Origin of the sequence: Acidihalobacter prosperus (assembly GCF_000754095.2) — a bacterium.
GTDB classification, from domain to species: Bacteria; Pseudomonadota; Gammaproteobacteria; order DSM-5130; family Acidihalobacteraceae; genus Acidihalobacter; species Acidihalobacter prosperus.
Window position 1 is genome coordinate 213,510 of the sequence record NZ_JQSG02000002.1, and the last position, 20,569, is coordinate 234,078.

The 20,569-nt window shown below is 66.3% G+C and carries 25 protein-coding genes; 14 read left to right on the forward strand and 11 right to left on the reverse strand.

Translation table 11 applies throughout. The annotated features are described in order from the left end of the window. Positions 1–9: 9 nt before the first annotated feature. A complete protein-coding gene (locus THPRO_RS04970) occupies positions 10–1,461 on the reverse strand; it encodes a TolC family protein (RefSeq protein WP_038089506.1) in 1,452 nt (483 codons plus the stop codon). A 249-nt stretch (positions 1,462–1,710) separates the two neighbouring features. On the opposite strand from THPRO_RS04970, the gene THPRO_RS04975 reads away from it, so the two are divergent. The 3 genes from THPRO_RS04975 to THPRO_RS04985 all read left to right on the forward strand — a co-directional run bounded on the left by THPRO_RS04975 (position 1,711) and on the right by THPRO_RS04985 (position 4,250). Further along, positions 1,711–2,112 carry a DUF4124 domain-containing protein gene (locus tag THPRO_RS04975; protein ID WP_052064297.1) on the forward strand — a complete coding sequence of 134 codons (402 nt, stop codon included), beginning with the start codon at positions 1,711–1,713 and terminating at the stop codon, positions 2,110–2,112. Positions 2,113–2,114: 2 nt separating this feature from the next. Continuing rightward, positions 2,115–2,459 (forward strand): phenylpyruvate tautomerase MIF-related protein, encoded by a 345-nt coding sequence (locus THPRO_RS04980; RefSeq protein WP_038089501.1) that lies wholly within the window; start codon positions 2,115–2,117, stop codon positions 2,457–2,459. A 78-nt stretch (positions 2,460–2,537) separates the two neighbouring features. Then, positions 2,538–4,250: a proline--tRNA ligase gene (locus tag THPRO_RS04985; RefSeq protein WP_038089497.1), complete on the forward strand. Its 1,713-nt coding sequence runs from the start codon at positions 2,538–2,540 to the stop codon at positions 4,248–4,250. Positions 4,251–4,254: 4 nt separating this feature from the next. Here THPRO_RS04985 and THPRO_RS04990 read toward each other — a convergent pair whose 3' ends face one another. From THPRO_RS04990 to THPRO_RS05005, 4 genes are all read right to left on the reverse strand, one after another. Further along, entirely contained in the window at positions 4,255–4,527 is a 273-nt protein-coding gene (locus THPRO_RS04990) for an acylphosphatase (protein WP_038089494.1), read from the reverse strand. After that, a complete protein-coding gene (locus THPRO_RS04995; protein ID WP_052064296.1) occupies positions 4,524–5,756 on the reverse strand; it encodes a YihY family inner membrane protein in 1,233 nt (410 codons plus the stop codon). Before THPRO_RS04995 ends, THPRO_RS04990 begins: the two co-directional genes overlap by 4 nt. 126 nt (positions 5,757–5,882) lie before the next feature. Further along, positions 5,883–6,650 carry a LysM peptidoglycan-binding domain-containing protein gene (locus THPRO_RS17220; RefSeq protein WP_236717251.1) on the reverse strand — a complete coding sequence of 256 codons (768 nt, stop codon included), beginning with the start codon at positions 6,648–6,650 and terminating at the stop codon, positions 5,883–5,885. 174 nt (positions 6,651–6,824) lie between these two features. Further along, positions 6,825–7,106, reverse strand: coding sequence for a DUF4398 domain-containing protein (locus THPRO_RS05005; RefSeq protein ID WP_038089490.1), 282 nt, complete (start codon positions 7,104–7,106; stop codon positions 6,825–6,827). 153 nt (positions 7,107–7,259) lie between these two features. Between THPRO_RS05005 and arsC the strand changes: the two genes are divergently transcribed. Both arsC and wrbA read left to right on the forward strand, forming a co-directional pair. Next, positions 7,260–7,622 (forward strand): arsenate reductase (glutaredoxin), encoded by a 363-nt coding sequence (arsC, locus tag THPRO_RS05010; RefSeq protein ID WP_038089487.1) that lies wholly within the window; start codon positions 7,260–7,262, stop codon positions 7,620–7,622. Next, positions 7,619–8,215 (forward strand): NAD(P)H:quinone oxidoreductase, encoded by a 597-nt coding sequence (gene wrbA / locus THPRO_RS05015; protein ID WP_065089301.1) that lies wholly within the window; start codon positions 7,619–7,621, stop codon positions 8,213–8,215. Before arsC ends, wrbA begins: the two co-directional genes overlap by 4 nt. Here the strand turns inward: wrbA and hda are convergent. Genes hda through THPRO_RS05030 form a run of 3 tightly spaced genes read right to left on the reverse strand, consistent with a single transcriptional unit; the run spans position 8,206 to position 11,211 of the window. Then, the gene (gene hda / locus THPRO_RS05020; RefSeq protein ID WP_052064295.1) at positions 8,206–8,907 is read right to left on the reverse strand and encodes a DnaA regulatory inactivator Hda; all 702 of its coding nucleotides are present in this window, start codon (positions 8,905–8,907) and stop codon (positions 8,206–8,208) included. The two genes, wrbA and hda, sit on opposite strands and share 10 nt — an antisense overlap. Then, positions 8,900–9,997 carry an AI-2E family transporter gene (locus THPRO_RS05025; RefSeq protein ID WP_236717252.1) on the reverse strand — a complete coding sequence of 366 codons (1,098 nt, stop codon included), beginning with the start codon at positions 9,995–9,997 and terminating at the stop codon, positions 8,900–8,902. The genes hda and THPRO_RS05025 overlap by 8 nt, the downstream gene beginning before the upstream one ends. Then, the gene (locus THPRO_RS05030) at positions 9,994–11,211 is read right to left on the reverse strand and encodes a DUF2066 domain-containing protein (RefSeq protein WP_161489932.1); all 1,218 of its coding nucleotides are present in this window, start codon (positions 11,209–11,211) and stop codon (positions 9,994–9,996) included. Before THPRO_RS05030 ends, THPRO_RS05025 begins: the two co-directional genes overlap by 4 nt. 134 nt (positions 11,212–11,345) lie before the next feature. Here THPRO_RS05030 and purM point away from each other — a divergent pair, with 134 nt between their 5' ends. Genes purM through ehuA form a run of 9 tightly spaced genes read left to right on the forward strand, consistent with a single transcriptional unit; the run spans position 11,346 to position 18,520 of the window. Then, positions 11,346–12,404: a phosphoribosylformylglycinamidine cyclo-ligase gene (gene purM, locus THPRO_RS05035; RefSeq protein WP_065089302.1), complete on the forward strand. Its 1,059-nt coding sequence runs from the start codon at positions 11,346–11,348 to the stop codon at positions 12,402–12,404. Beyond that, a complete protein-coding gene (gene purN / locus THPRO_RS05040) occupies positions 12,401–13,075 on the forward strand; it encodes a phosphoribosylglycinamide formyltransferase (RefSeq protein WP_038089473.1) in 675 nt (224 codons plus the stop codon). Before purM ends, purN begins: the two co-directional genes overlap by 4 nt. Next, positions 13,072–13,818, forward strand: a complete 747-nt coding sequence (locus tag THPRO_RS05045; protein ID WP_038089470.1) for a DUF3108 domain-containing protein — start codon at positions 13,072–13,074, stop codon at positions 13,816–13,818. The genes purN and THPRO_RS05045 overlap by 4 nt, the downstream gene beginning before the upstream one ends. A 25-nt stretch (positions 13,819–13,843) precedes the next feature. Then, positions 13,844–15,250, forward strand: coding sequence for a dihydrolipoyl dehydrogenase family protein (locus THPRO_RS05050; protein ID WP_038089467.1), 1,407 nt, complete (start codon positions 13,844–13,846; stop codon positions 15,248–15,250). Then, complete coding sequence (locus tag THPRO_RS05055; protein WP_038089464.1) at positions 15,234–15,467, forward strand: hypothetical protein; 234 nt, start codon at positions 15,234–15,236, stop codon at positions 15,465–15,467. The genes THPRO_RS05050 and THPRO_RS05055 overlap by 17 nt, the downstream gene beginning before the upstream one ends. Positions 15,468–15,494: 27 nt before the next feature. Next, positions 15,495–16,364 carry an ectoine/hydroxyectoine ABC transporter substrate-binding protein EhuB gene (gene ehuB, locus THPRO_RS05060; RefSeq protein WP_201786940.1) on the forward strand — a complete coding sequence of 290 codons (870 nt, stop codon included), beginning with the start codon at positions 15,495–15,497 and terminating at the stop codon, positions 16,362–16,364. A 36-nt stretch (positions 16,365–16,400) separates the two neighbouring features. Next, positions 16,401–17,051: an ectoine/hydroxyectoine ABC transporter permease subunit EhuC gene (gene ehuC, locus THPRO_RS05065; protein ID WP_038089458.1), complete on the forward strand. Its 651-nt coding sequence runs from the start codon at positions 16,401–16,403 to the stop codon at positions 17,049–17,051. A 3-nt stretch (positions 17,052–17,054) separates the two neighbouring features. Further along, positions 17,055–17,750 (forward strand): ectoine/hydroxyectoine ABC transporter permease subunit EhuD, encoded by a 696-nt coding sequence (ehuD, locus tag THPRO_RS05070; RefSeq protein ID WP_038089454.1) that lies wholly within the window; start codon positions 17,055–17,057, stop codon positions 17,748–17,750. Next, positions 17,747–18,520 (forward strand): ectoine/hydroxyectoine ABC transporter ATP-binding protein EhuA, encoded by a 774-nt coding sequence (ehuA, locus tag THPRO_RS05075; protein WP_038089451.1) that lies wholly within the window; start codon positions 17,747–17,749, stop codon positions 18,518–18,520. The genes ehuD and ehuA overlap by 4 nt, the downstream gene beginning before the upstream one ends. 16 nt (positions 18,521–18,536) lie before the next feature. Here ehuA and THPRO_RS05080 read toward each other — a convergent pair whose 3' ends face one another. The 3 genes from THPRO_RS05080 to THPRO_RS05090 are packed head-to-tail and all read right to left on the reverse strand — an operon-like array spanning position 18,537 to position 20,513. Further along, positions 18,537–18,833 carry a hypothetical protein gene (locus tag THPRO_RS05080; RefSeq protein ID WP_145930699.1) on the reverse strand — a complete coding sequence of 99 codons (297 nt, stop codon included), beginning with the start codon at positions 18,831–18,833 and terminating at the stop codon, positions 18,537–18,539. Between the two features lie 20 nt (positions 18,834–18,853). Then, complete coding sequence (pmbA, locus tag THPRO_RS05085) at positions 18,854–20,200, reverse strand: metalloprotease PmbA (RefSeq protein ID WP_082954454.1); 1,347 nt, start codon at positions 20,198–20,200, stop codon at positions 18,854–18,856. A 43-nt stretch (positions 20,201–20,243) separates the two neighbouring features. Then, positions 20,244–20,513 carry a hypothetical protein gene (locus THPRO_RS05090; protein WP_038089446.1) on the reverse strand — a complete coding sequence of 90 codons (270 nt, stop codon included), beginning with the start codon at positions 20,511–20,513 and terminating at the stop codon, positions 20,244–20,246. Positions 20,514–20,569: the final 56 nt, after the last annotated feature.

Here is a 20,569-nt window from a genome sequence, read left to right on the forward strand (position 1 = left end):
TCTGCAGAATCAGGGTTGGGCAGGTGAAGTCCGCAGTGCGCTCAGGCTCAACCGCCCGGTCGCCAGCAGCAGGCCCGCACGCGCCATCACCGCCTGATAGCGCGCCGCCACCAGCTGGCTGCGCGTTTTGTCGAGTTCCGCCTGCGATGCAAGCAGCTCGGCGATCGTGGACACGCCTTTTTCGTAACGCAGTCGCGCCAGACGCTCAGCCTCGGCAGCCTCGCCGATGGCCTGTTCGCGGGTCGACTCGCGGATCGCCGCCAGCCTCACCTCGCGCCACGCCTTGTCCACGGCCAGCACCGTCTGCTCGCGCGCCTTGCGTGCCTCGGCCTGGCGCTGCATCACCCTTGCCTCGGCGCCGTCGAGCGCTCCACGGCGGGCGCCGAAATCGAACACGTTCCAGGTCAACACGCCGGCCACGGTATACGAGGGACGACCGCCGTCGAGCGAAGGGCTGTTCCACTCGCGGCTGATCTGGATATTGAAATGGGGAAGATAGCTTGCACGGGCCTTGTCGACGCCTGCCCGTGCGGCCTCCACCTGCAGCAGCCGCGCGCGCACGCCCGGATTGTCCGTCACGCCCTGCCGGCGCAATGCCGTCAGATCCGCCGCCGGCAGTACGACGCTGACCCGCTGCGCGAGCCGCACCGGCACGTCTGCCGGCAAACCCACCATCATCCGCAGACGCGCGAGCTGATTCTCGAGCGCGTTGCGGGCTTCCTGCGATTGCAGTCGCGCATTGGCGAGATGCAGTTTGGCGCGCAGCACGTCGCTCTTGGAAACGACTCCCTGAGCAAACAGCTGCTCGCTCAGCTTCACGTAGGCATCGGCGGCGGCGATCGCCTTGCCGGCCACCCCGACGAAGGCCTGTGCGGCCCCGACGCCCGCATAGGCACCCAGCACCTCGAACAACAAATGCTGCCGGGCGGCCACGTCACCCTGCCGCGCAGCGGCAAGGTAGGCCCGCGCCTGCGCCAGGCCGCCCCAGATCTGACCGCCGTTGTAGACCGGGATCTGCAGGGTCAGCTTCGTCTGATAGTTGCGATACCAGCCAGGATCGTTCAGGTTGTCCGGCGCCGTCGAGAGGCTCTGCGGCCCCAGAAACTGGTTCGCGCCGAAATCGTTGAAGGTCGCCTTGCCCTGCGAGAGCTTCATCCCGAAAACATTGAGCGGGTTGTCGCTGCCGGACCCCATCAACGAAGCGCTCAGACTCGGCAGCAAGTGGCCTCGCGCCTCGCGCACGCCGCCTTTCGCCTCGTCGAGACGCGCGCGCGCCTCAAGCATCTCCGGCGTCTGCGCGAGTGCGCGGTGCACCGCCTGATCCAGACTCAGCATCCCAGCCGAAGACGCCGTGTCGGCCGGGTTCGCCGCCTCTGCCGGCGAGACCGTCAAGGCGAGCAGCAGGGATGACAAAACCAGCAGTCTCAGCCACGCCTGGGACCCCGATGGATAACCTCTCATCCGCACGCTGCAAACTCCTTATTGATCCGACATCTGACCTGATAGGGCTGCGCCGCATCTGGGTGCGGGCCAATGAATGTATATTAGTAAATTATAATATTCGGATAGTCAATACGCAGAGCCTGCGATGCACGTATCCGATGGGGTACTGCGGGCGTATTTGCTACACTGCTCGCATGGCAATAATCGAGAACCAACATGGCCAATAAGGGGTTTCGCACCAGTATAGCCAGCTTGGGAGCAGCACTGTTGTTCCTCTCTCCCCTGCTCGCGCATGGCGCCATCTACAAGTGGATAGACGCACAGGGCGTCACCCACTACAGTCAGATGCCGCCAAGCGGACATCGCTATACCGTCATCGACTCGCCGGTCGATGCCGGGAACGGCACGGCCGAAAGCGCCGGGACCAACCCGGCTCCGATGGCGCCTGAATCGGCGGCGCCGAAGGACGCCGCGCCGAAGCCTGCGCAGATACCCGACCTCAAGCAACGCTGCCAAATCGCCAGCAGCGACGTCAAGACGCTCGAACAGCCGCGGCGCGTACGCATCGTCAAACCGGACGGCAGCGTCGAATGGATGAGCGATAGCCAGCGCGCCCAACGCCTCAAACAGGCTCAAGCCTTCGTCGAGCGCTACTGCAAGGGCGACTGACCATGCCCCTGCTCAGCATCGAAATCAGCCTGGCGCTGGAAGCCCCGGCCATCGACGCCCTGCTCGGCGAAGCTTCCGGGCTCGTCGCCGGGCTGCTGGGCAAGCCCGAGTCCTACATGATGGTTCGCCACCAGTACAACCCGGCCATGCGCCTCGGCGGACATGACGCCCCGCTGGCATTGATCGAGCTTCGCAGCATCGGCCTTCCGGAAACGGCGCCAGCTGAACTCAGCAAGGCGCTGTGCGCTCTGCTCGAGCGCCATGCGGGCATCCCCGGTACACGGGTTTATCTGCTTTTCGCCGACGTCCCTCGCGCTCGCTGGGGACACAACGGCACTACCCTCTGAAGGCCCTCGCCCGGCACAATAGACATCAACCGCGCAGTTCAGATGCGCGTTCCATCCAACCGACAGCGAAAGAACTCCATGCGCGTTTCACAATTCCCGCTTGCGACCCTCAAGGAGGTCCCCTCCGAGGCCGAAATCGTCAGTCACCAGCTCATGCTGCGCGCCGGCCTCATACGTCGGCTGGCCTCCGGGCTTTACACCTGGTTGCCCTTGGGCCTGCGCGTCTTGCGCAAGGTCGAGCGCATCGTGCGCGAGGAAATGGACGCGGCCGGCGCCCTCGAACTGCTGATGCCGTGCATACAACCGGCGGAACTGTGGCAGGAATCGGGCCGCTGGGAAAAATACGGCCCAGAACTGCTGCGCCTGAATGACCGCCATCAGCGCGAGTTCTGCTTCGGCCCGACACACGAAGAGGTCATCACCGACATCGCCCGCCGCGAACTGCGCAGCTATAAGCAGCTGCCCTTGAACTACTACCAGATCCAGACCAAGTTCCGCGACGAAATACGCCCGCGCTTCGGCGTGATGCGCGCGCGCGAATTCGTAATGAAGGACGCCTACTCCTTTCATATCGACGAAGCCTCGCTGGACGAAACCTACCAGCGCATGTACGCCGCCTACACCAAAATATTCACCCGCCTGGGCCTGGATTTTCGCGCGGTCGCCGCAGACACCGGCTCCATCGGCGGCAACGCCTCGCACGAGTTCCACGTGCTTGCCGAAGCCGGCGAGGACGCCATCGCCTTCGCCGACGGCGGCGACTTTGCCGCCAATGTCGAGCTCGCCGAAGCCGTACCGGATCGCGACGAACGTCCGCAGCCGGGCGAACCGCTGCGGCTGGTCGATACGCCGGAGGCCAAGACCATACAGGCGCTGGTCGAGCAGTTCGATCAGCCGATCGAGCGTACGGTCAAAACCTTGATCGTGCGCGCCAGCGAGCAGGTCGGCGGCGGACTGCTCGCGCTGATTCTGCGCGGCGACCACCAGCTCAATCCGATCAAGGCCGAAAAACTTCCGCAGGTGGCAAGCCCGCTGCAGTTTGCCGAGGAATCCGAGATTCGCGCCGTCATCGGCGCTGGGCCCGGCTCCCTTGGCCCCGTCGAGCTGCCGATCCCGATCATCGTCGACCGCTGTGCCGCGATGATCGCAGATTTCGGTGCCGGGGCGAACGTGGATGGCAAGCACCATTTCGGCATCAACTGGGTACGAGACGTCCCGCTCGGCCCCGTGGCCGACCTGCGCAACGTGATCGAAGGCGACCCCAGTCCAGACGGCAAGGGGCGGCTACGCATCGTCCGCGGCATCGAGGTCGGCCATATCTTCAAGCTCGGACGCACCTACAGCGAGCGCCTGAACGCCACCGTACTCGACGAACAGGGCCAGCCGGCCGTCCTCTCCATGGGTTGCTACGGTATCGGCGTATCGCGCATCGTGGGCGCCGCAATCGAGCAGAATCACGATGCGCGCGGGATCGTCTGGCCGACGCCGCTCGCGCCGTTCCAAATCGCCATCGCGCCGATCAATCTGCACAAGTCGCAACGCCTGCGCGAAGCCGTGGAGGATTTGTACCGCAATCTGACCGAGGCAGGCTTCGAGGTGCTGCTGGACGATCGCGAAGTCCGCCCGGGCGTTATGTTCGCCGACCTGGAACTGATCGGCATTCCCCACCGCGTGGTCCTCAGCGAACGAGGGCTCGACGCCGGCGAAGCCGAATACAAGGGACGCCGGGATGCCGACCCCAGACAGGTGCCGCTGGCCGAGCTGACGACCTTCCTGCGGCAGCAGACCTGATCCGCTAACGCCGGATTTCGAAGCCCGATACGCCCTCGTCCACCGCCGCCGCCTGCATCGCCCGCTCGACGCGGGCTGCGGGCGGCCCTCGCTGTAGCCAGATCCCCAAATCCCGCAACGCAGGACCGCTGCCGCAGGCATAAACCTCCACACGACCGTCTGCGAGATTGCGGGCATATCCGTTCAAGCCCAGCGCAAGCGCCTTATCCCGCGTCGCCGCGCGAAACGACACGCCCTGGACGCGCCCGGACACCCACCAGCGCAGGGCGCTGCTCATTCGCCCAATCCCTCGCGCACTTCCTCTTCGCCCACCTCCATCCGCGGCAGGAATTCCGCCAGCGTCTGGTTCAAGCGCGCCGCCATATCCCCTTCCGCATCATTGAGCAAGGCATCCAGGCGCGTATCGAGAGCCTCGCTGTCGCGCCCGCGCGACCCCGTGGGCTGGAGCCCGAAGCCACCCTGCCGGTAGAGTTCGTACAGACGGACACCTCTCAAGTCGCGGATCAAATACCATTCGCCGCCCGTCTGCCGCGTCATCTTGAGCCGAGCAAGCCGTCTCAACATGGTTTCCACCTGCGCCTGCGTAAAGGCCGGTTCGGCACGAGCCAGTTCATAAAGACGTACGCCACGACCATGCCACTGCCCGCTTCCCAGGCGGGCCACCAGGCGTACCGCCAGACGCAAGGAACGTCTAGCAGACTCGTCGTCCATGCGGCCGCGGTGACAATCCAGGCTCAGACAGGCGGTCACTTCCGCGCCGAGCAGCACGATCAGCCAGGACAGATAAATCCAGATCAGAAAAATCGGCACTGCCGAAAAGGCACCGTAGATCAGCTCGTAGTTCTTGAAGTGGGAAACATAAAACGAGAAACCGCGTTTGGCGAGCTCGAACATCAGCGCCGTGAACACGCCACCCACCAGGGCGTGCTTAAGACTCACGCGCGTTCTCGGCACGAGCACGAACAATAGCGTGAAGGTCAGCGTTTCGAGGAACACGGACAGCATGTGCAGGGCGAGCCAGTCGCCGCCCTCGCCGCTCCAGCCCTCCAGCCAGGCACGGTACTGCGCAAAAACGTACGAGGTCACCGCAAAGCCGGTGCCGAACAGCAGCGGGCCGAGGGTCAGCAGCGCCCAGTAGACGATGAACACGACGACGGTATCGCGATGTCGGCTGGTACGCCAGATCCGATTGAGCGCGGTATCGACCGTCGACAGTGTCAACACCGCCGTCACCAACAGCCACAGCGAACCGACCAGCGTCAGCCGCGAGGCCTTCTCGCTGAATTGCGTCAGATAGTGCTGGACCAGTTCGCCCGATGTCGGCACCAACTGATTGACCAGCAGCTGACGCAGATCCGACGTCATGTCGCGGAAGGCCGGAAACAGGCTCAGCACGCCGAACAGCACCGTGACCAGCGGCACCAGCGACAACAAGGTCGTAAAGGTGAGGCTGCCGGCAGTCTGGAAGCAGCCGTCGTCGGCGAAGCGACGCACGGTCGCCAGCATGAAATCACCGAACCTACGCAGCCGGGGACCGGACAGCTGTAAAGAAAAGGGGCCTGCAAAGGCCCCTTTTCCCGGTCCAGAGCGACCGGTCGTCATGCTCGATGCGCGCGTAAGGCGCCGATCGGGTTACATGCCGCCCTTGAGGTACTTGAGGTCGCTGGCGGTCGGCTGGCCCAGCTTCCATGCTCCGCGATGCTTGGCATGGTAGATCGCCGCATCGATCGCCGCCTGGCTGGCGCCCTGGTCGATGGTGAGATCCTGGCCGGGATAGATCAGGTCGGGATCGTGAATCTTGCCGGCATTCGCCTTGTAGATCAGCGGCCATTCGTAAGGGTTGCCGTAGATCAGCGGCATGCCGGCGATTCCCCACAGCGTATCACCCTTGCTGACCGTGAAGCTGGTCCGCTTGGCATTCTTCATCTCGGTGAGCATCTGTTCGGTCAGATCGTACAGCGCCTTGCCCTTGGAATCGTGATACAGCGTCTCGGCCTGCTTGAGCTGCGCCAGCTGGGCAGGCGACATCGCGCTCTTCATGCCCTGCAGCTTCTCAAGGTTACGCGTGCCCATAGCAAGATAGTACTGGTTGATGCTGCTATCGGCCTCGGCCTTCGCCTTGTCGGCCAGAGCGCTGGCCTTGGCGTAGTCGCCTGCCTTGTAGGCCGCCTCGGCCTTCTCGATCAGCGGCTTGGTGGTCGTCCAGGCGTACCCCTTCGCCTCAGCCTCCGCGTAGGCCGACTTGGCAGTCGCGATGGCCTGGGCGGCATTCTGTTCCGCCATATTCTGGGTTGGAGCGGGCGCGGCCGGCTGTTCGGCCGTCGTGGCGCAACCTCCCAGCAGCCCGAGCGACAGGACAGCACTCGACAGGAGAACCGAACGGGTCATACCGATTTTCATAAGTTGCACTCCAGAGTCGTTATGATTTTGAGGGATACTGCCCAGATCGCCCGATAAACGCAGGTTTGAAACCGCTATCGCCATCCAAGAATGACGCTGAAAAACCTAGCACCCACCCCTGGGGGTGTCAAGGAAACGCCCACGTCGACCGATACCGGGAAAACGCCCGGCACGCTACTGGGTCAAGGCCTTGTCGCGGGCCTCCTGTGCGGCCTTCTTCGCCTCCTCGGCGAGCTTCCTGGCCGAGGCATAACCGCCCACGCTGAGTTGGTCCTCGGCGCGCTGCATCAGCGCCTCGGCTCTGGAATAGACCTGTGGCGCACGCGATGCGGCGCCTGCCTGGCGCGCAGCCAGCAACGCCTGGCGCGCATCGCTCATCTCCTGCACCGGCGCCGTCGCACAACCGGCCAGCAGGCCGCCCAACAACAGGCTGGCGACAATCAGGCGTTTTCCCATGGACTCCGCAACCGTATATGATTCGGCCGGCGTGCCACCGGCGCGTGTACCGTAGCGACGCTAGCACCCACCCGCGAAACGGTCAAGCGCTGCGCGGCGGCGCCGCGCCAACTCAAGCAATGATCAGGTTATCGAGCCTTAGGAAACCCCATCATGCAGACATCCGATGTCGTGATCTATCACAACCCGCGCTGCAGCAAGTCGCGCGCGACCCTGGAACTGCTGCGCGCGCGCGGCCTCGAACCGCGGATCGTCGAATACCTCGAGCAGCCGCCGTCGCAGGACGAACTCGGACGCATTCTCGACCTGCTGGGAATGGAGCCGCGCGAGCTGATGCGCCGGCAGGAAGACGAGTATGCCGAAGCCCAGCTCGACGACCCCGGCCTGACCCGCGAGACCCTGATTCTGGCGATGATTCAGCGCCCGCGCCTGATCGAGCGTCCGATCGTGATCGCAGACGGGCGCGCCGCCATCGGGCGTCCGCCCGAAAGCGTTCTGGAAATACTGGACGCATGAGCGACATCCTCGTGCTCTACTACAGCCGCCGCGGCGGCACGGCCGAGATGGCGCGCCGCATCGTGCGCGGCATCGAGGAAGTGGACGGGATGCAGGCCCGCCTGCGCACGGTGCCAGCCGTTTCGGCGACCTGCGAGGCGGTCGAGGACGAAATTCCGGCCTCGGGGCCGCCCTACGCGACCCTTAACGACCTGAGGGACTGCGCCGGTCTGGTGCTGGGCAGCCCCACCCGTTTCGGCAACATGGCCGCCCCGCTGAAATACTTTCTCGACCAAAGCAGCGGTCTGTGGCTGTCCGGCGCGCTGGCGGGCAAGCCGGGCGCCGTGTTCACCTCGACAGGCACCCTGCACGGCGGCCAGGAGAGCACCCTGCTCAGCATGATGCTGCCGCTGCTGCACCATGGCATGCTGATCGTCGGCATCCCGTTCACCGAATCCGCGCTGCTCGCCACCGAAACCGGCGGCACGCCCTATGGCGCCAGCCATGTTGGCGGCGGCGAAGGCGATCGCCCGGTCAGCGCCCACGAAGCCGAGCTGTGCCGGGTGCTGGGTCGGCGTGTGGCGCAGGCTGCGGCGCGCCTGGGTCAGGGCTGATCGAGCACCGCGCGGATCAGCGGCACCGTGACGCGGCGACGTGCCTTGAGGCTTGCCGCATCGAGACGGTCGAGCAGCCGCATCAGCGAGCCGGGATCGCGGGCAGCGTGCCTCAACAGGTATTCGGTTTCCGGCTCGCCCAACGGGAACCCGCGCGAACGGGCACCGAGCTGCAGCATGCGACGGAGGCGCCCCTCGTCGAGCGGGCGCAGATGAAAGACTGCTCCCCACAGCAGCCGCGAGCGCAGATCCGGCATCGAGACCCGTTCCTCGTCCGGGCGGACCCCGGCGGCAAGCAGCAGGCGGCCGTCATGTTCGCGCACCTCGTTGATCAGCCCGAACAACGCACGCTGCCATTTGGGCTCCCGCCATACCCGGTCGAGATCGTCCACCGCCAGCAGCCGCACCGACGACAGACCCTCCAGCACCGCGGGGCCCATGGAGACCAGTTCTCCCAGCGGCAGATAGGCGGCGGAAAGACCTCGCGCACCGGCTTCATGGCAGGCGGCCTGGGCCAGATGAGTCTTGCCGGTACCCGGCCCGCCCCAGAGATAGAGCTGGGGAACGCCGGCTTCCCCCGCCACCAGTGCGCGCACGGTGCTCGGTATCTCCAACTGGTCCGGTGCCGGCAGGTAGGCCGCCAGCGTGGTTTCCGCGCGCAGGCGCAGATTCAGCGCGAGCTGGTCAACCATCGAACTTGCCCGCATCCGTGCGCGGCCTGCGGAAAAACCGGCTGTTGCGATAGCGGCGATGCGCATGCCGCAGCAGGACGGCCAGCACTGCCGCCACCGGCAACGCCAGCAGCACGCCGACGAAACCGAAGAGCTGTCCTCCCGCCAGGACCGCGAAAATCACCGCAACTGGATGCAGACCGATGCGATCGCCCACCAGTAACGGCGTGAACACGGCGCTTTCGAGAATCTGACCGACGCCGAAAACCAGTACGATCGGCCACAAGGCGAGCAGTTCATGAGTCTGAAAGAACATCGCGATCGCGGCCGACACGATGCCGAAGGCAAACCCGAGATAAGGCACGAAACTGACCAACCCGGCCACGATGCCGATCAGGATGCCAACCTTGAGACCGGCCAGCCACAGCCCCACGGCATAGACGGTGCCCAGCGCCAGCATGACCGCAAACTGGCCGCGCAGGAATGCGCCGAGGCGTTCGTCCGCCTCACGGGTCAACGTGACCGTGGTGTCGCGAAAACGCAGCGGCAGCAATTCGTGCAGATACGCCACCAGGCGATCCCAGTCCCGCAGCAGATAGAATCCCACGACCGGGATCAGCAAAAGGTTGGCCAGCCAACCGAGCAGCGCCAGGCCCGACCGACTGAGCGTATCGACCACGCGAGCCGCGATGCCGCCCGCCTGCCGCCAGTGTGCGGTGATCAGATCCGGCAGCGCCTGCAGATTGAGGGCGCTCATGTCCACGCCGAGATGCTGCTGCACCCAGGGCAACAGATGCGCGTTCAGCCAAGCCACATAGCCGGGCAAGGCGTGCACCAGCACGTTGAGCTGGTTTTCCAGCACCGGGACCAGCAACAGCAGCGCCAGCAGCAGCGCGCCCCCCATCAGCACGAAGACCACGACCACGGCCAGCGTACGCGGCAAGCGCCAGCGCTCGAGGCGGTCGGCCAATGGGTCGCCGAGATAGGCAAACAACGCAGCCACCAGGAATGGGGTCAGAATCGGGGCCAACAGATAGACCAGCCAACTGGCCAGCAGCACGACCGCCAGCCCCAGCCATACCTCGCCCCGCATACCCGCGCTGTCGTTCAAGGCTGATACCGGAAATACAGGGTTTTCACGGGCATGGGGACCGGCACCGGCGATGCCACACTGGCCTCAGCCGGCATCGCCACACTGCTCGCGGCCGGCAGACCGCCGCTCACGGGCATCCCGCCCGGGACGGCGGATGATACGGAAGGCGACGGCGCCGACATGGGCATCAGCCAGCTGACCAGCGCCAGATTGCGCGCCACGTCGTCGACGCTGCCTCGCGGGGTCACGCTGAAGGTCACGCGGTCGCCGCTGGCGGCGACCATCTGCGCCGAGGCGATGGGCGCGAGACGCGTGAGCAAATGATCGATGCGCGCATAGGCGGATACCTGCGTCACGCCGGCGATTTCGACCCGCATCGCGCCATCGGCCATCTGGCTGGCCTGCATGCCGCCGCCGACCGCCAACAGCGCGGCCAGACGATCGGCCACGCCGTCCACGCCCGCAGCGAGCGCCGCGTCGCGGCCGGCCCCCTGGGTGACCCAGTGATCCGTTTGATGACGGAAAACCAGCCACCACTGCCCGCGCCATTGGCCGCCGACCGAGGGGCGCACGACCCCTGCCACCACGGCATTGCCCTCGTAGCGAGCCGACGCCGCGACCACGGTGTCCATAAAGCCGCCATCCAAATCGGAGAAGCGCACCGCACCCTGATCCTGCAGGTCAAGCAGCGGGAACAGAACCGGCAGACCACGCGCGTCCGCCGCCTGCTGCAGGGCGCCGCGCGCGTCTGCATGCGCCGGGTCGCCGTCGCCGGCAACGATGTAACGGCCGGCACCTGCCGGGTCGACGCCGACCCACATCACGACCAGCGGGCGTTCGCGCCCCCAAAGCGGCAGCTGTGCCGCGCTCAGCAACTGGTCGATGGCCGGCGGATCGAAGCGAACCTGAAGCTGCAGGGCAACCGGTGTGCCGGGCGAGGACGTGCTCTGCCGATAGCCGTATTGCTGAATGTACTGGGAAGGCTGTTGCAAGGCCGTGGCGAGCGCCGGACTGGATGCTGCAGCGGCGTCGCCGGTGACCTTGACCAACACCTGCGACAGCGCCTGCTGGAACGCTGTCGCACGGACGGCTTCGCTACGATCCGTTACCGGCACCGTTGCGCGGTAAAGCCCATCGACCTGTACGGCCGCAGCCGGCGGCATGACCGCGAGCCACGCGAGCAGACATACCCCGAGCGCCAGAGCCCGCGCACGGACCCGATTGAAATTCATCACGTTGCAGCGTCCCCGTTGCGTCCGGCCCTGGAAATTCATGCAGTGGATAAAGATACCACAGGCCATCGCCGGCCGGTTTACATGGCACGGCCCGGACAATACCATTAGCGCCCTTCCCCGCGGATACGCCCATGACCGACAAAAAAACCGCCTCACAAGGCCTGAACTACCGCGACGCGGGCGTGGATATTGACGCCGGCGCAGCGCTGGTGGAACGGATCAAACCGCTGGCCGCCGCCACGCGACGTCCCGAAGTGCTCGCAGGTCTCGGCGGGTTCGGCGCCCTGTTCGCCCTGCCCTGGGAGCGTTACCGCGAGCCGGTGCTGGTCTCCGGTACCGACGGCGTGGGCACCAAGCTCAAGCTGGCCCAGGCTCTGAATCGCCACCGGCATATCGGCATCGACCTCGTCGCCATGTGCGTCAACGACATCGTGGTGCAGGGTGCCGAACCGCTGTTCTTCCTCGACTACTACGCCACCGGCCATCTCAACGTGCCGCGCGCGGCCGAGGTGGTCGCAGGCATCGCCGATGGCTGCACTCAGGCCGGCTGTGCCCTGATCGGCGGCGAAACCGCCGAAATGCCCGGCATGTACCAAGGCGAGGATTACGACCTGGCCGGTTTCGCCGTCGGTATCGTCGAGCGCGCTCGGATGCTCGACGGCAGCCGCGTGACGCCCGGCGACGCGATCATAGGCCTAGCCTCTTCCGGCCCGCATTCCAACGGCTATTCGCTGATCCGGCGCATCGTCGACGCGAGCGGCGCCGATCTGAGCGCACCGCTTGGCCGGCGCAGCCTGGGTGAACACCTGCTCGAACCGACGCAAATCTACGTCAAGCCGCTGCTGGCGCTGATCGAGGCGCTGCCCGTGCACGCCCTCGCCCATATCACCGGCGGCGGGCTGACCGAAAACGTCCCGCGCGTTCTGCCTGCCGGCACCGAGGCGCACATCGATCCCGACGCCTGGACGCGCCCCGAAATATTCGGCTGGCTGCAGGCCGAGGGGCGTGTCGAAGAGACGGAGATGCTACGCACCTTCAACTGCGGTGTCGGCATGATCGTGATCGTGGCCGAGGCCGACGCTGGCGCGGCGCTCGCGCATTGCGCGCAGCACGGCCTCGAAGCCACGGTGATCGGCCAGATCGCGGCCACGGATGCGGACGAGCCGCGGACCGTCTACACGCGCCGATGAGCGAAGCGCCACTGCCGCGTATCGTCGTATTGGCATCCGGCGAAGGCAGCAATTTCGAAGCCATCGTCGAGGCCGTCGAACGCGGCGCGATTGCCGCCCGCGTCGTCGCCCTGATCAGCAACCGCCCCCGGGCGGGCGCGCTGGCCCGCGCCGCGCACCATGGCATCCCCACCCGGATCGTCGACCACACCGGCTATGACGGGCGCGAAGCCTTCGATGCGGCGCTGGCGGCCGCCATCGACGCCCAGCGCCCCGATCTCGTCGTGCTGGCGGGCTTCATGCGCATTCTCACACCCGAGTTCGTCGACCGTTACCTGGGGCGGATGCTCAACATCCACCCCTCGCTGCTGCCGCGCTACCCTGGTCTCGACACCCATGCGCGCGCGCTCGCCGATGGCGCAGCCGAACACGGCGCCAGCATCCATTTCGTCACCCGCGAACTGGACGGCGGCCCCGTGGTGCTACAGGGGCGCATCGCCGTACTTGCGGACGACACCCCCGCACGGCTGGCGGCAAGGGTGCAGGCCGTCGAACACCGCCTGTATCCCGAAGCGATCGCCTGGTTCGTCAGCGGCCGCTTGCGACTCGACGGCGATCGCGCGACCCTAGACGGCAACCCTCTATACACGCCGCGGCAGCTTGAGCCCGGCGAGGAGTCCTCCTCATCGTGAAACGGCTTGCCGCCCTGCCGCTCGCCCTCCTGCTTTTACTCGGCAGCGCCGCCGCGACCACCGATGCCGCGACCGGCGCCAGGGACGGCGCCTATGGCATCCCCTTCTTCACCGCTCACTACGTGCTCAAGAAGCTCGGCATGACCGTCGCGCGGGTGACGGTCGCCTTTGGGCGTGAAAATGGGCAGCTGGTCTACCGCCAGGTGACCCTGCCCGCCGGCGTGATCGCCTGGTTCCGCCACGACCGCATCACCGAAGAAAGCCTGCTCGCGCCCGGCCCGTCGCCGTTGCCGTTCGAATACCGCTTCGAACATAGCGGCGACGGCGCGCCGAAAACGGCCGTGATCCGCTTCGACCGCAAGGCCGGCATGGCTAGCGGGCACATGCAGAACGGTGACGCGGTCAGGGTTGCGATCGAACCCGGCACGCTCGATCGCCTGTCGCTGCAACTGGCGCTGATGCAGGCCGTCGCCCAGGACCGCAAGCCGCTGCGTTTCACGACCGTGGAGACCAAGGACAAGCTCAGTCATTACGTCTTCGAGGATCTCGGCAGCGCCAGCGTGGTCACGCCGATGGGGCGGCTCGAAACCCGGCATCTGCAGCGACTGTGGCACGCCAAGCGCATCCGGTTCGATTTCTGGCTGGCGCCCTCGCTGCACGAACTGCCGGTCAAGCTGACCCAGACCGAGGAAGGGGACGACACCAGTCTCGCCCTGTATCTGCAGTCGGTGGACTGGCACTGATCGGTTCGCCCACAGGAGTCCTTTCATGAGTGAAGAAACCTACGACATCGCCATCATCGGTTCCGGCCCGGGCGGCTACCGGGCCGCCATCCTCGCTGCCCTCAAGGGGCGGCGCGTGGCCATCGTCGAAAAGGCCGACTGGGGCGGCTGCTGTCTCAACCGCGGCTGCGTGCCGAAGAAGGACTGGCACCACACCGCCCAGCTGATCGCCGCCAGCCGCAACTTCGCGAAGCGCGGCATCGCCGGCACGCTCAGCGCCGGCATGGACGCGGCCTGGGAGCATCAGGAAGGTGTGGTCGCCAGTGTGCAGGAGAGCTACGTCGACTACATGAAGCGGCTCAAGATCGCCACCTTCGAGGGCACAGGCCGCTTCGTCGATACGCACACGCTCGGCATCGTCGGCCGCGACGGAGATCGCACACTCAAGGCCGAGGCGTTCGTCATCGCCACCGGCGGCCGCGCTCACGTCCCCGAGCCCTTCGTCGCCGAGGCCGGCAAGGTACTCACCAGCGACATGCTGTTCGATAGTCGGCCACCGGCGGGCAAACGCGTGGCCATCGTCGGCAGCGGGGTGGTCGCCACCGAATTCGCCTTCATCTTCGCCATGCTGGGCAAGGAGGTCGTCTGGCTGGCACGCTCCGAACCGCTGCGCAAGATTCCGTTCAGCCCGCAGGCGCGCGGCGTGCTGCGCGACGCCCTCGCCCGCCACGACGTCGCCCTGCGCAAGGTGTCCGGCTTCGCCGCCGTGGATACCAGCGGCGACGGTGTGCGCATCAAACTCACGGACGGCGACAAGGTGGAGGTCGACTGGGTGTGCCTCGGCACCGGCCGCGTGCCCTACACCGAGGGGCTCGATCTGGACAAGGTCGGCATCGAATGCGATGAGCACGGTTTCGTCCGGCGCAACCCGCAGCTGCAGACCTCACAGCCGCACATTTACGCCATCGGCGACGTCGCCAGCCCTGAGATGACCGCCAATCACGCCCTGTCCGACGCCACGGTGGCCGTCAACAACATCGTCGACGGCCGCGGCCAGGCACAGGACAGCGCCTGGGTGCCGCTCGCCGTGTACAGCGCGGTCGAGCTCGCACGTCTCGGCATGGACGAGGACGCCGCCGAGGACGAGGGCCTGGAACCCGCCGTCGGTTTCGCCGCCTTCGAAACCTCGCCGCGAGCCCTCGGCCAGGACGACACCGACGGCTTCGTGCGTCTCATCGGCGACATGGACAGCGGCGCCCTGCTCGGTGGGGAGATCGTCGGCAGCGAGGCCGGCGAGCTGATCCACCTGCTGTCGCTCGCGCCCGACCGCGACACCGCGCTGCGCTGGCTCGCCTCGGGCCGCTACAACCACCCGGCGCGCGCCGAGGAACTGGCCAACGCCACCGAGACCCTGGCCAGCAAATGGGGACTCGCGGATGCCATCCTGCGCTGATCCGCAAGCGCACGCGTTTGCCGAGCGCGTGCGCGCCGCCTGCCTGCAGGCGGCGCTCGACGCCTACGAGGAGGCTGCGCTGCGCGGCCTGTGCGCCGAGGGCGCGCTGGAATATGCCCTCGACGCCCTCCGCCGTCTCGACCTGACACCACTGTGCCCGGGCAACCCACACCCCGGGAGCGCGGGTTGCGAGCCCCCAGACGATCCCGTAGGGTAAATAAGGAACCCACACCCACACGGAATGATGACCTCCTACAAAAAACGCATCGCCAGCTTACTCACCCTCCTCTCCTTCTCCCTCATCGCTCTGCCCGGCGCCCATGCCGGGGGCCTCCTCGAAAAAGTCGAAAAAACCGGCACCATCAAGGTCGGTATCGCCAACGAAATCCCCTATGGCTACAAAGGCGCGGACGGCAAGGTTCAGGGCATCGCACCCAACGCCGCCAAGCACGTGCTGCATGAGATGGGCGTCAAACGCATCGAATGGGTGATCCTGCCCTTCGGCGCCCTGATCCCGGCGGTCAAGGCCGGACGCATCGACATGGCTTCCGCCAGCCAGAACGTGCTCCCCGAACGCTGCAAGCAGGTCACCTTCTCCAAGGTCAATTCCAGCTACGGCGAAGGTCTGCTGGTGGCCAAGGGCAACCCGCACAACATCCATAGCTACGAGGCGTTCAAGGACAATCCCAAGCTCAAGCTGGGCATCGTGACCGGCGCCGACGAGCTCAATTTCGCCCAGTCCATGGGTATTCCGCAGAGCCAGATCGTGATGATCAACGCCAACTCCGACGCGATCCCCGCGCTGCAGGCCGGACGCATCGATGCCTACGCGGCCACTGGTCTGACGGTGCACAATCTGGCCAAACGCAGCCCGACCGTGGTCGGGGCCGAACCCTTCACGCAGCCGATCTACCACGGCAAGCCCACGCGCAGCTACGGCGCTTTCTCGTTCCGCAAGTCGGACACGGCCTTCATCAAGCGTTTCGACGAGAAGCTGGCCGCCTACCAGAAGACCGAAGCCTGGGCCAGGGACGAGATGCACTACGGCCTCTCGCACGAGGACGTGGAAGCGGCCCGCAAGGCCTCTACGGCCATGCTCTGCGCGGGTCACTAAGCCCACCGGGCGAGGCGCGATGATCAAGGAACGATCATGACCTTTACGCAAATCGCCCTGAACGTCGCTCAGGGCCTCCAGATGACCGTGGAGCTGACGCTGCTCTCCTCGGTGCTGGGGGTCCTGATCGCCTTCGTCTTCGGCACGCTCAAGACCGTGCAGTGGCGGCCGGTGCGCTATTTCGCCACGGCCTACGTCGAGATATTTCGCGGCACCTCGCTGATCGTGCAGCTGTTCTGGCTGTACTACGCTCTGCCGCTGCTCGGGCTGTCGCTCTCGCCCTTCGTCGCCGGCATCGCGGCGCTATCGCTTAACATCGGCGCCTATGGGGCCGAGGTCGTGCGCGGCGCGCTCCAGGCCGTGCCCCGCGGACAACGCGAGGCGGCCATCGCCCTGGGTTTCACCCCGGCGCAACGCATCTACCGCATCTTCTACCCGCAGGCGCTGCCCGAGATGATGCCGACCTTCGGCAACCTCGCGGTACAGAACCTCAAGGACTCCTCGGTGGTGTCGCTGATCAGCCTCGCCGACCTCACCTACTACGCCAACAACCTGCAGAACCTGACCTTCGAGACCACGCGCATCTACACCGTGACCCTGTTCGCTTACTTCGGCCTCGCGCTGTTGCTGAGCTGGGCGATCCGCGGGCTCGAAAACCGCCTGCGCCGCTGGAAGACGAGGAAGTAAACGATGCTCTTCGGCCTGCACTGGGATACCAGCGGCGATATGCTGACCTTCGCCTGGTCCATCCTGCCGATCCTGCTGATCGGTCTCAAGGTTACCCTGGAAGCCACGGCGCTGGGTTTTCTGCTCGCCCTCGTGCTCGGCCTCGTGTTCGCCCTGCTGCAGGGCATCCGCCTGCGCCTGATTTCCTGGCCGGTGCGCTTCGTGGTCGAATTCCTGCGCGACACCCCACTGCTGGTGCAGCTCTTCTTCCTGTTCTACGTGCTGCCCGGCTTCGGGCTCTCATTGCCCGCCTTCGCCATCGGCACCATCGCGCTGGGCGCGCAGTACAGCGCCTATTGCGCCGAGATCTACCGCGCCGGCATCGAGGCGGTCGGGCGCGGCCAGTGGGAGGCCGCACGCGCGCTCGACCTCGACCGCTGGACCACCTATAAGGACATCGTGCTGCCGCAGGCGGTCCCGCGCATCATCCCGGCGCTCGGCACCTATCTCGTGTCCATGATCAAGGACGCGCCGCTGCTCTCGGCCATCACCGTGCTCGACATGCTGGCCGCGGCCAACATCATCGGCGGCCAGACCTACAACTACCTGATCCCCCTGACGATGGTGGGCGCACTGTTCCTGCTCACCACCCTGGTCGTCTCCTACCTCGTGCACCGGCTCGACCGCTGGCTGCCCAAGAGCGGAATCCCCCTGAAATGACCCAGCCCATCGTACAGTTCCAGTCCGTAGACAAGCGCTTCGGCGACTTCGAGATCCTCAAGGGATTCGACTTCAACATCCAGCGCGGGGAAAAGGTCGTGATCATCGGCGCCTCCGGCTCCGGCAAGTCGACCGTGCTGCGCATCCTGATGACCCTGGAGCGCATCCAGGGCGGCGAGGTCTATATCGACGGCACCCCGCTCTGGCACGAACCGCTGCCCGGCGGCGGCTCGAAGCCGGCCGGCGAACGCTATCTGCATCGCATGCGCACCCAGGTGGGCATGGTGTTCCAGCACTTCAACCTGTTCCCGCACATGACCGCGCTGCGCAACGTGATCGAGGCGCCGCTGCGGGTGCTGAAGCTGCCCCGCGCCGAGGCCGAGGCGCGCGGCCGCGCGTTGCTCGAACGCGTCGGCCTGGGCGACAAGCTGACCGCCTTCCCCGCGCAGCTTTCCGGCGGTCAGCAGCAGCGCGTGGCCATCGCCCGCGCGCTGGCCATGCAGCCCAAGGTGATGCTGTTCGACGAACCCACCTCCGCGCTCGATCCGGAGATGATCGGCGAGGTGCTCGGCGTGATCCGCGAGCTGGCGGAGGAAAGCGACCTGACCATGCTCATCGCCACCCACGAGATGCGCTTCGCGCGCGAGGCGGCCGACCGCGTCTGCTTCTTCGATCAGGGAAGGATTCTGGAGGACGGGCCGCCGTCGCAGATCTTCGGCGAGCCCCGCGAGGCGCGTACCCGCGAATTCCTCGCCCGCGTCGACGCCTGAAACGCGTTCGACTCGCTCAGCCGGCGGCCACCGCGCGGTCCAGACGCGCCACGCATGCGGCCCACTCGGCGCTGCGGTTGGCGCCCTGCGCATGCAGCTCCATGAGCGCGTACGCCAGGCGGCGCTGCTCGGCATCGAGCATGCGCAGACGGCTCAGGGCGACCGGGTTGCCACGCATTTCCAGTTCCGGCGCCATGCCCTTGATGAGACCGTAGAACACCAGCGACCCGGCCGAACCGGGCGCCGATTCGATCAGCGCGCACACCGCCTCCAATGGCGCGAGGTCCAGCGGCATATCGGCGGCATGCGTCATGTCGCGCGCCTCCGACGGCATCAGGCTTCGCCGGCAACCGTGACGCGGTCGATCAGGATCGAGCCAGTCCGGATGTTGCCGCGCGCATCCAGATCGCTGCCGACGGCGACCACGCCCTTGAACATGTCCTTGAGGTTCCCGGCGATGGTGATTTCCTCCACCGGGTAGCACAGCTCGCCGTTTTCGACCCAGAAGCCGGCGGCGCCGCGCGAGTAGTCGCCCGTCACCATGTTGATGCCGTGTCCGATCAGTTCGGTAACCAGCAGACCCGTACCCATTTCGCGCAGCAATCCTTCAAGATCGCGCTCGCCGGGCTTGACGGTCAGATTGTGCACGCCACCGGCGTTACCCGTCGTTTCCATGCCAAGCCTGCGGGCCGAATAGCTGTCGAGCACGTAACCCTGCAGCACGCCGTCGCGCACCAGTTCGCGGCGAGTCGTGGCCACGCCCTCGCCGTCGAACGGCGCGCTGCCCAGAGCGCCCGGCAGATGCGGCTGCTCCTCGATCTGCATGAATGACGGGAACACCGGCTCACCGAGCTGATCCAACAGGAAGCTGGCCTTGCGGTACAGCGCGCCGCCGCGGATGGCGCCCACAAAATGGCCGATGAAGCCGCGTGCGAGATCGGCCTCGAAGATCACCGGCACCTGGCGCGTGCCCAGCTTGCGCGCGGCGAGGCGACGCAGGGTGCGGCGCGCGGCCTCACGGCCCACCTGTTCGGCGCTGTCGAGCTGCGCGGCGCGGCGCGAAGCCGAGTACCAGTAGTCCCGCTGCATCGCGCCATCCTGCTCGGCGACCACGGAACAGCTCAGGCTGTGACGGGTGCCGGTATAGCCACCCGTAAAGCCATGCGTGTTGCCGTAGACCACCGTGCCGCGATAGGTGTTGACGCTGGCGCCCTCGGAATTCTTGATGCGCGCGTCCACGCCGCGGGCCGTGGCCTCGCAGCTGCGCGCCAGCTCGATCGCATCTCCGGGCTCCAGCGCCCAGGGGTGGTCGAGATCCAGATCGGGGTAATGGCCCGCCATCCGCCCGGCCTCGGCAAGCCCGGCATAGGGATCCTCTGCGGTATGCCGGGCAATGGCGGCAGCCGCCGCAACCGCCTCCCGGATCGCCTCGGGACGAAAATCGGCGGTGCTCGCATTGCCCTTGCGCTGACCGAAATAGAGCGTCAGCCCCAGACCCTTGTCGCGATGGTATTCCAAGGTCTCGACCTCGCCCAGACGCACGCTGACGCCGAGGCCGTTGTCGATGCTGACCACGGCCTCGGCTGCGGTCGCGCCGGCGCGACCGGCTTCCTCCAGCGCCTGTGCAACCACCGCCTCAAGCTGTGTCTCGTCCATCGCCAGGGGGCGGATCGCGTTCATGGATACTCCTTGTCGATTCTGTTCGGTAAGGAGGGCGAGTGCATCAGGCACTCGCCCCGTGCTTGTTCACGGCCTGCAGATTACCCCAGCGCCCCAGGTTGTCGACGCGCACCCCGACCCACCACAAGGGGCCAAGGCTGTCCTCGGTGCGACCGCCGACGAGCTGTTGCGCGCCGAGCAGACGTATCGACGGCACAAAACCGGCGGCATCCTCGCGGTGGCGGAAACAATGCCACTGGACGATCCCGTCGATACCGTGGCCCTGAGGCAGGGGGCGCGTCACGTCCAGCAGTTCGGCAAAGGTGGGCTTCATGGCGTATTCCTCCGGGAGATTGGCCTACCCCGGGTTATAGCACCGATGCGCCACGG

What these genes read in the sequence shown, in the direction of transcription:
- THPRO_RS04970 (WP_038089506.1), bottom strand. Translation starts at nt 1,461, where the DNA reads ATGAGAGGTTATCCATCGGGGTCCCAGGCGTGGCTGAGACTGCTGGTT.
- THPRO_RS04980 (WP_038089501.1), top strand. Translation starts at nt 2,115, where the DNA reads ATGCCCCTGCTCAGCATCGAAATCAGCCTGGCGCTGGAAGCCCCGGCC.
- THPRO_RS04985 (WP_038089497.1), top strand. Translation starts at nt 2,538, where the DNA reads ATGCGCGTTTCACAATTCCCGCTTGCGACCCTCAAGGAGGTCCCCTCC.
- THPRO_RS04990 (WP_038089494.1), bottom strand. Translation starts at nt 4,527, where the DNA reads ATGAGCAGCGCCCTGCGCTGGTGGGTGTCCGGGCGCGTCCAGGGCGTG.
- THPRO_RS04995 (WP_052064296.1), bottom strand. Translation starts at nt 5,756, where the DNA reads ATGCTGGCGACCGTGCGTCGCTTCGCCGACGACGGCTGCTTCCAGACT.
- THPRO_RS17220 (WP_236717251.1), bottom strand. Translation starts at nt 6,650, where the DNA reads ATGAAAATCGGTATGACCCGTTCGGTTCTCCTGTCGAGTGCTGTCCTG.
- THPRO_RS05005 (WP_038089490.1), bottom strand. Translation starts at nt 7,106, where the DNA reads ATGGGAAAACGCCTGATTGTCGCCAGCCTGTTGTTGGGCGGCCTGCTG.
- arsC (WP_038089487.1), top strand. Translation starts at nt 7,260, where the DNA reads ATGCAGACATCCGATGTCGTGATCTATCACAACCCGCGCTGCAGCAAG.
- wrbA (WP_065089301.1), top strand. Translation starts at nt 7,619, where the DNA reads ATGAGCGACATCCTCGTGCTCTACTACAGCCGCCGCGGCGGCACGGCC.
- hda (WP_052064295.1), bottom strand. Translation starts at nt 8,907, where the DNA reads ATGGTTGACCAGCTCGCGCTGAATCTGCGCCTGCGCGCGGAAACCACG.
- THPRO_RS05030 (WP_161489932.1), bottom strand. Translation starts at nt 11,211, where the DNA reads ATGAATTTCAATCGGGTCCGTGCGCGGGCTCTGGCGCTCGGGGTATGT.
- purM (WP_065089302.1), top strand. Translation starts at nt 11,346, where the DNA reads ATGACCGACAAAAAAACCGCCTCACAAGGCCTGAACTACCGCGACGCG.
- purN (WP_038089473.1), top strand. Translation starts at nt 12,401, where the DNA reads ATGAGCGAAGCGCCACTGCCGCGTATCGTCGTATTGGCATCCGGCGAA.
- THPRO_RS05050 (WP_038089467.1), top strand. Translation starts at nt 13,844, where the DNA reads ATGAGTGAAGAAACCTACGACATCGCCATCATCGGTTCCGGCCCGGGC.
- THPRO_RS05055 (WP_038089464.1), top strand. Translation starts at nt 15,234, where the DNA reads ATGCCATCCTGCGCTGATCCGCAAGCGCACGCGTTTGCCGAGCGCGTG.
- ehuB (WP_201786940.1), top strand. Translation starts at nt 15,495, where the DNA reads ATGACCTCCTACAAAAAACGCATCGCCAGCTTACTCACCCTCCTCTCC.
- ehuC (WP_038089458.1), top strand. Translation starts at nt 16,401, where the DNA reads ATGACCTTTACGCAAATCGCCCTGAACGTCGCTCAGGGCCTCCAGATG.
- ehuD (WP_038089454.1), top strand. Translation starts at nt 17,055, where the DNA reads ATGCTCTTCGGCCTGCACTGGGATACCAGCGGCGATATGCTGACCTTC.
- ehuA (WP_038089451.1), top strand. Translation starts at nt 17,747, where the DNA reads ATGACCCAGCCCATCGTACAGTTCCAGTCCGTAGACAAGCGCTTCGGC.
- THPRO_RS05080 (WP_145930699.1), bottom strand. Translation starts at nt 18,833, where the DNA reads ATGACGCATGCCGCCGATATGCCGCTGGACCTCGCGCCATTGGAGGCG.
- pmbA (WP_082954454.1), bottom strand. Translation starts at nt 20,200, where the DNA reads ATGAACGCGATCCGCCCCCTGGCGATGGACGAGACACAGCTTGAGGCG.
- THPRO_RS05090 (WP_038089446.1), bottom strand. Translation starts at nt 20,513, where the DNA reads ATGAAGCCCACCTTTGCCGAACTGCTGGACGTGACGCGCCCCCTGCCT.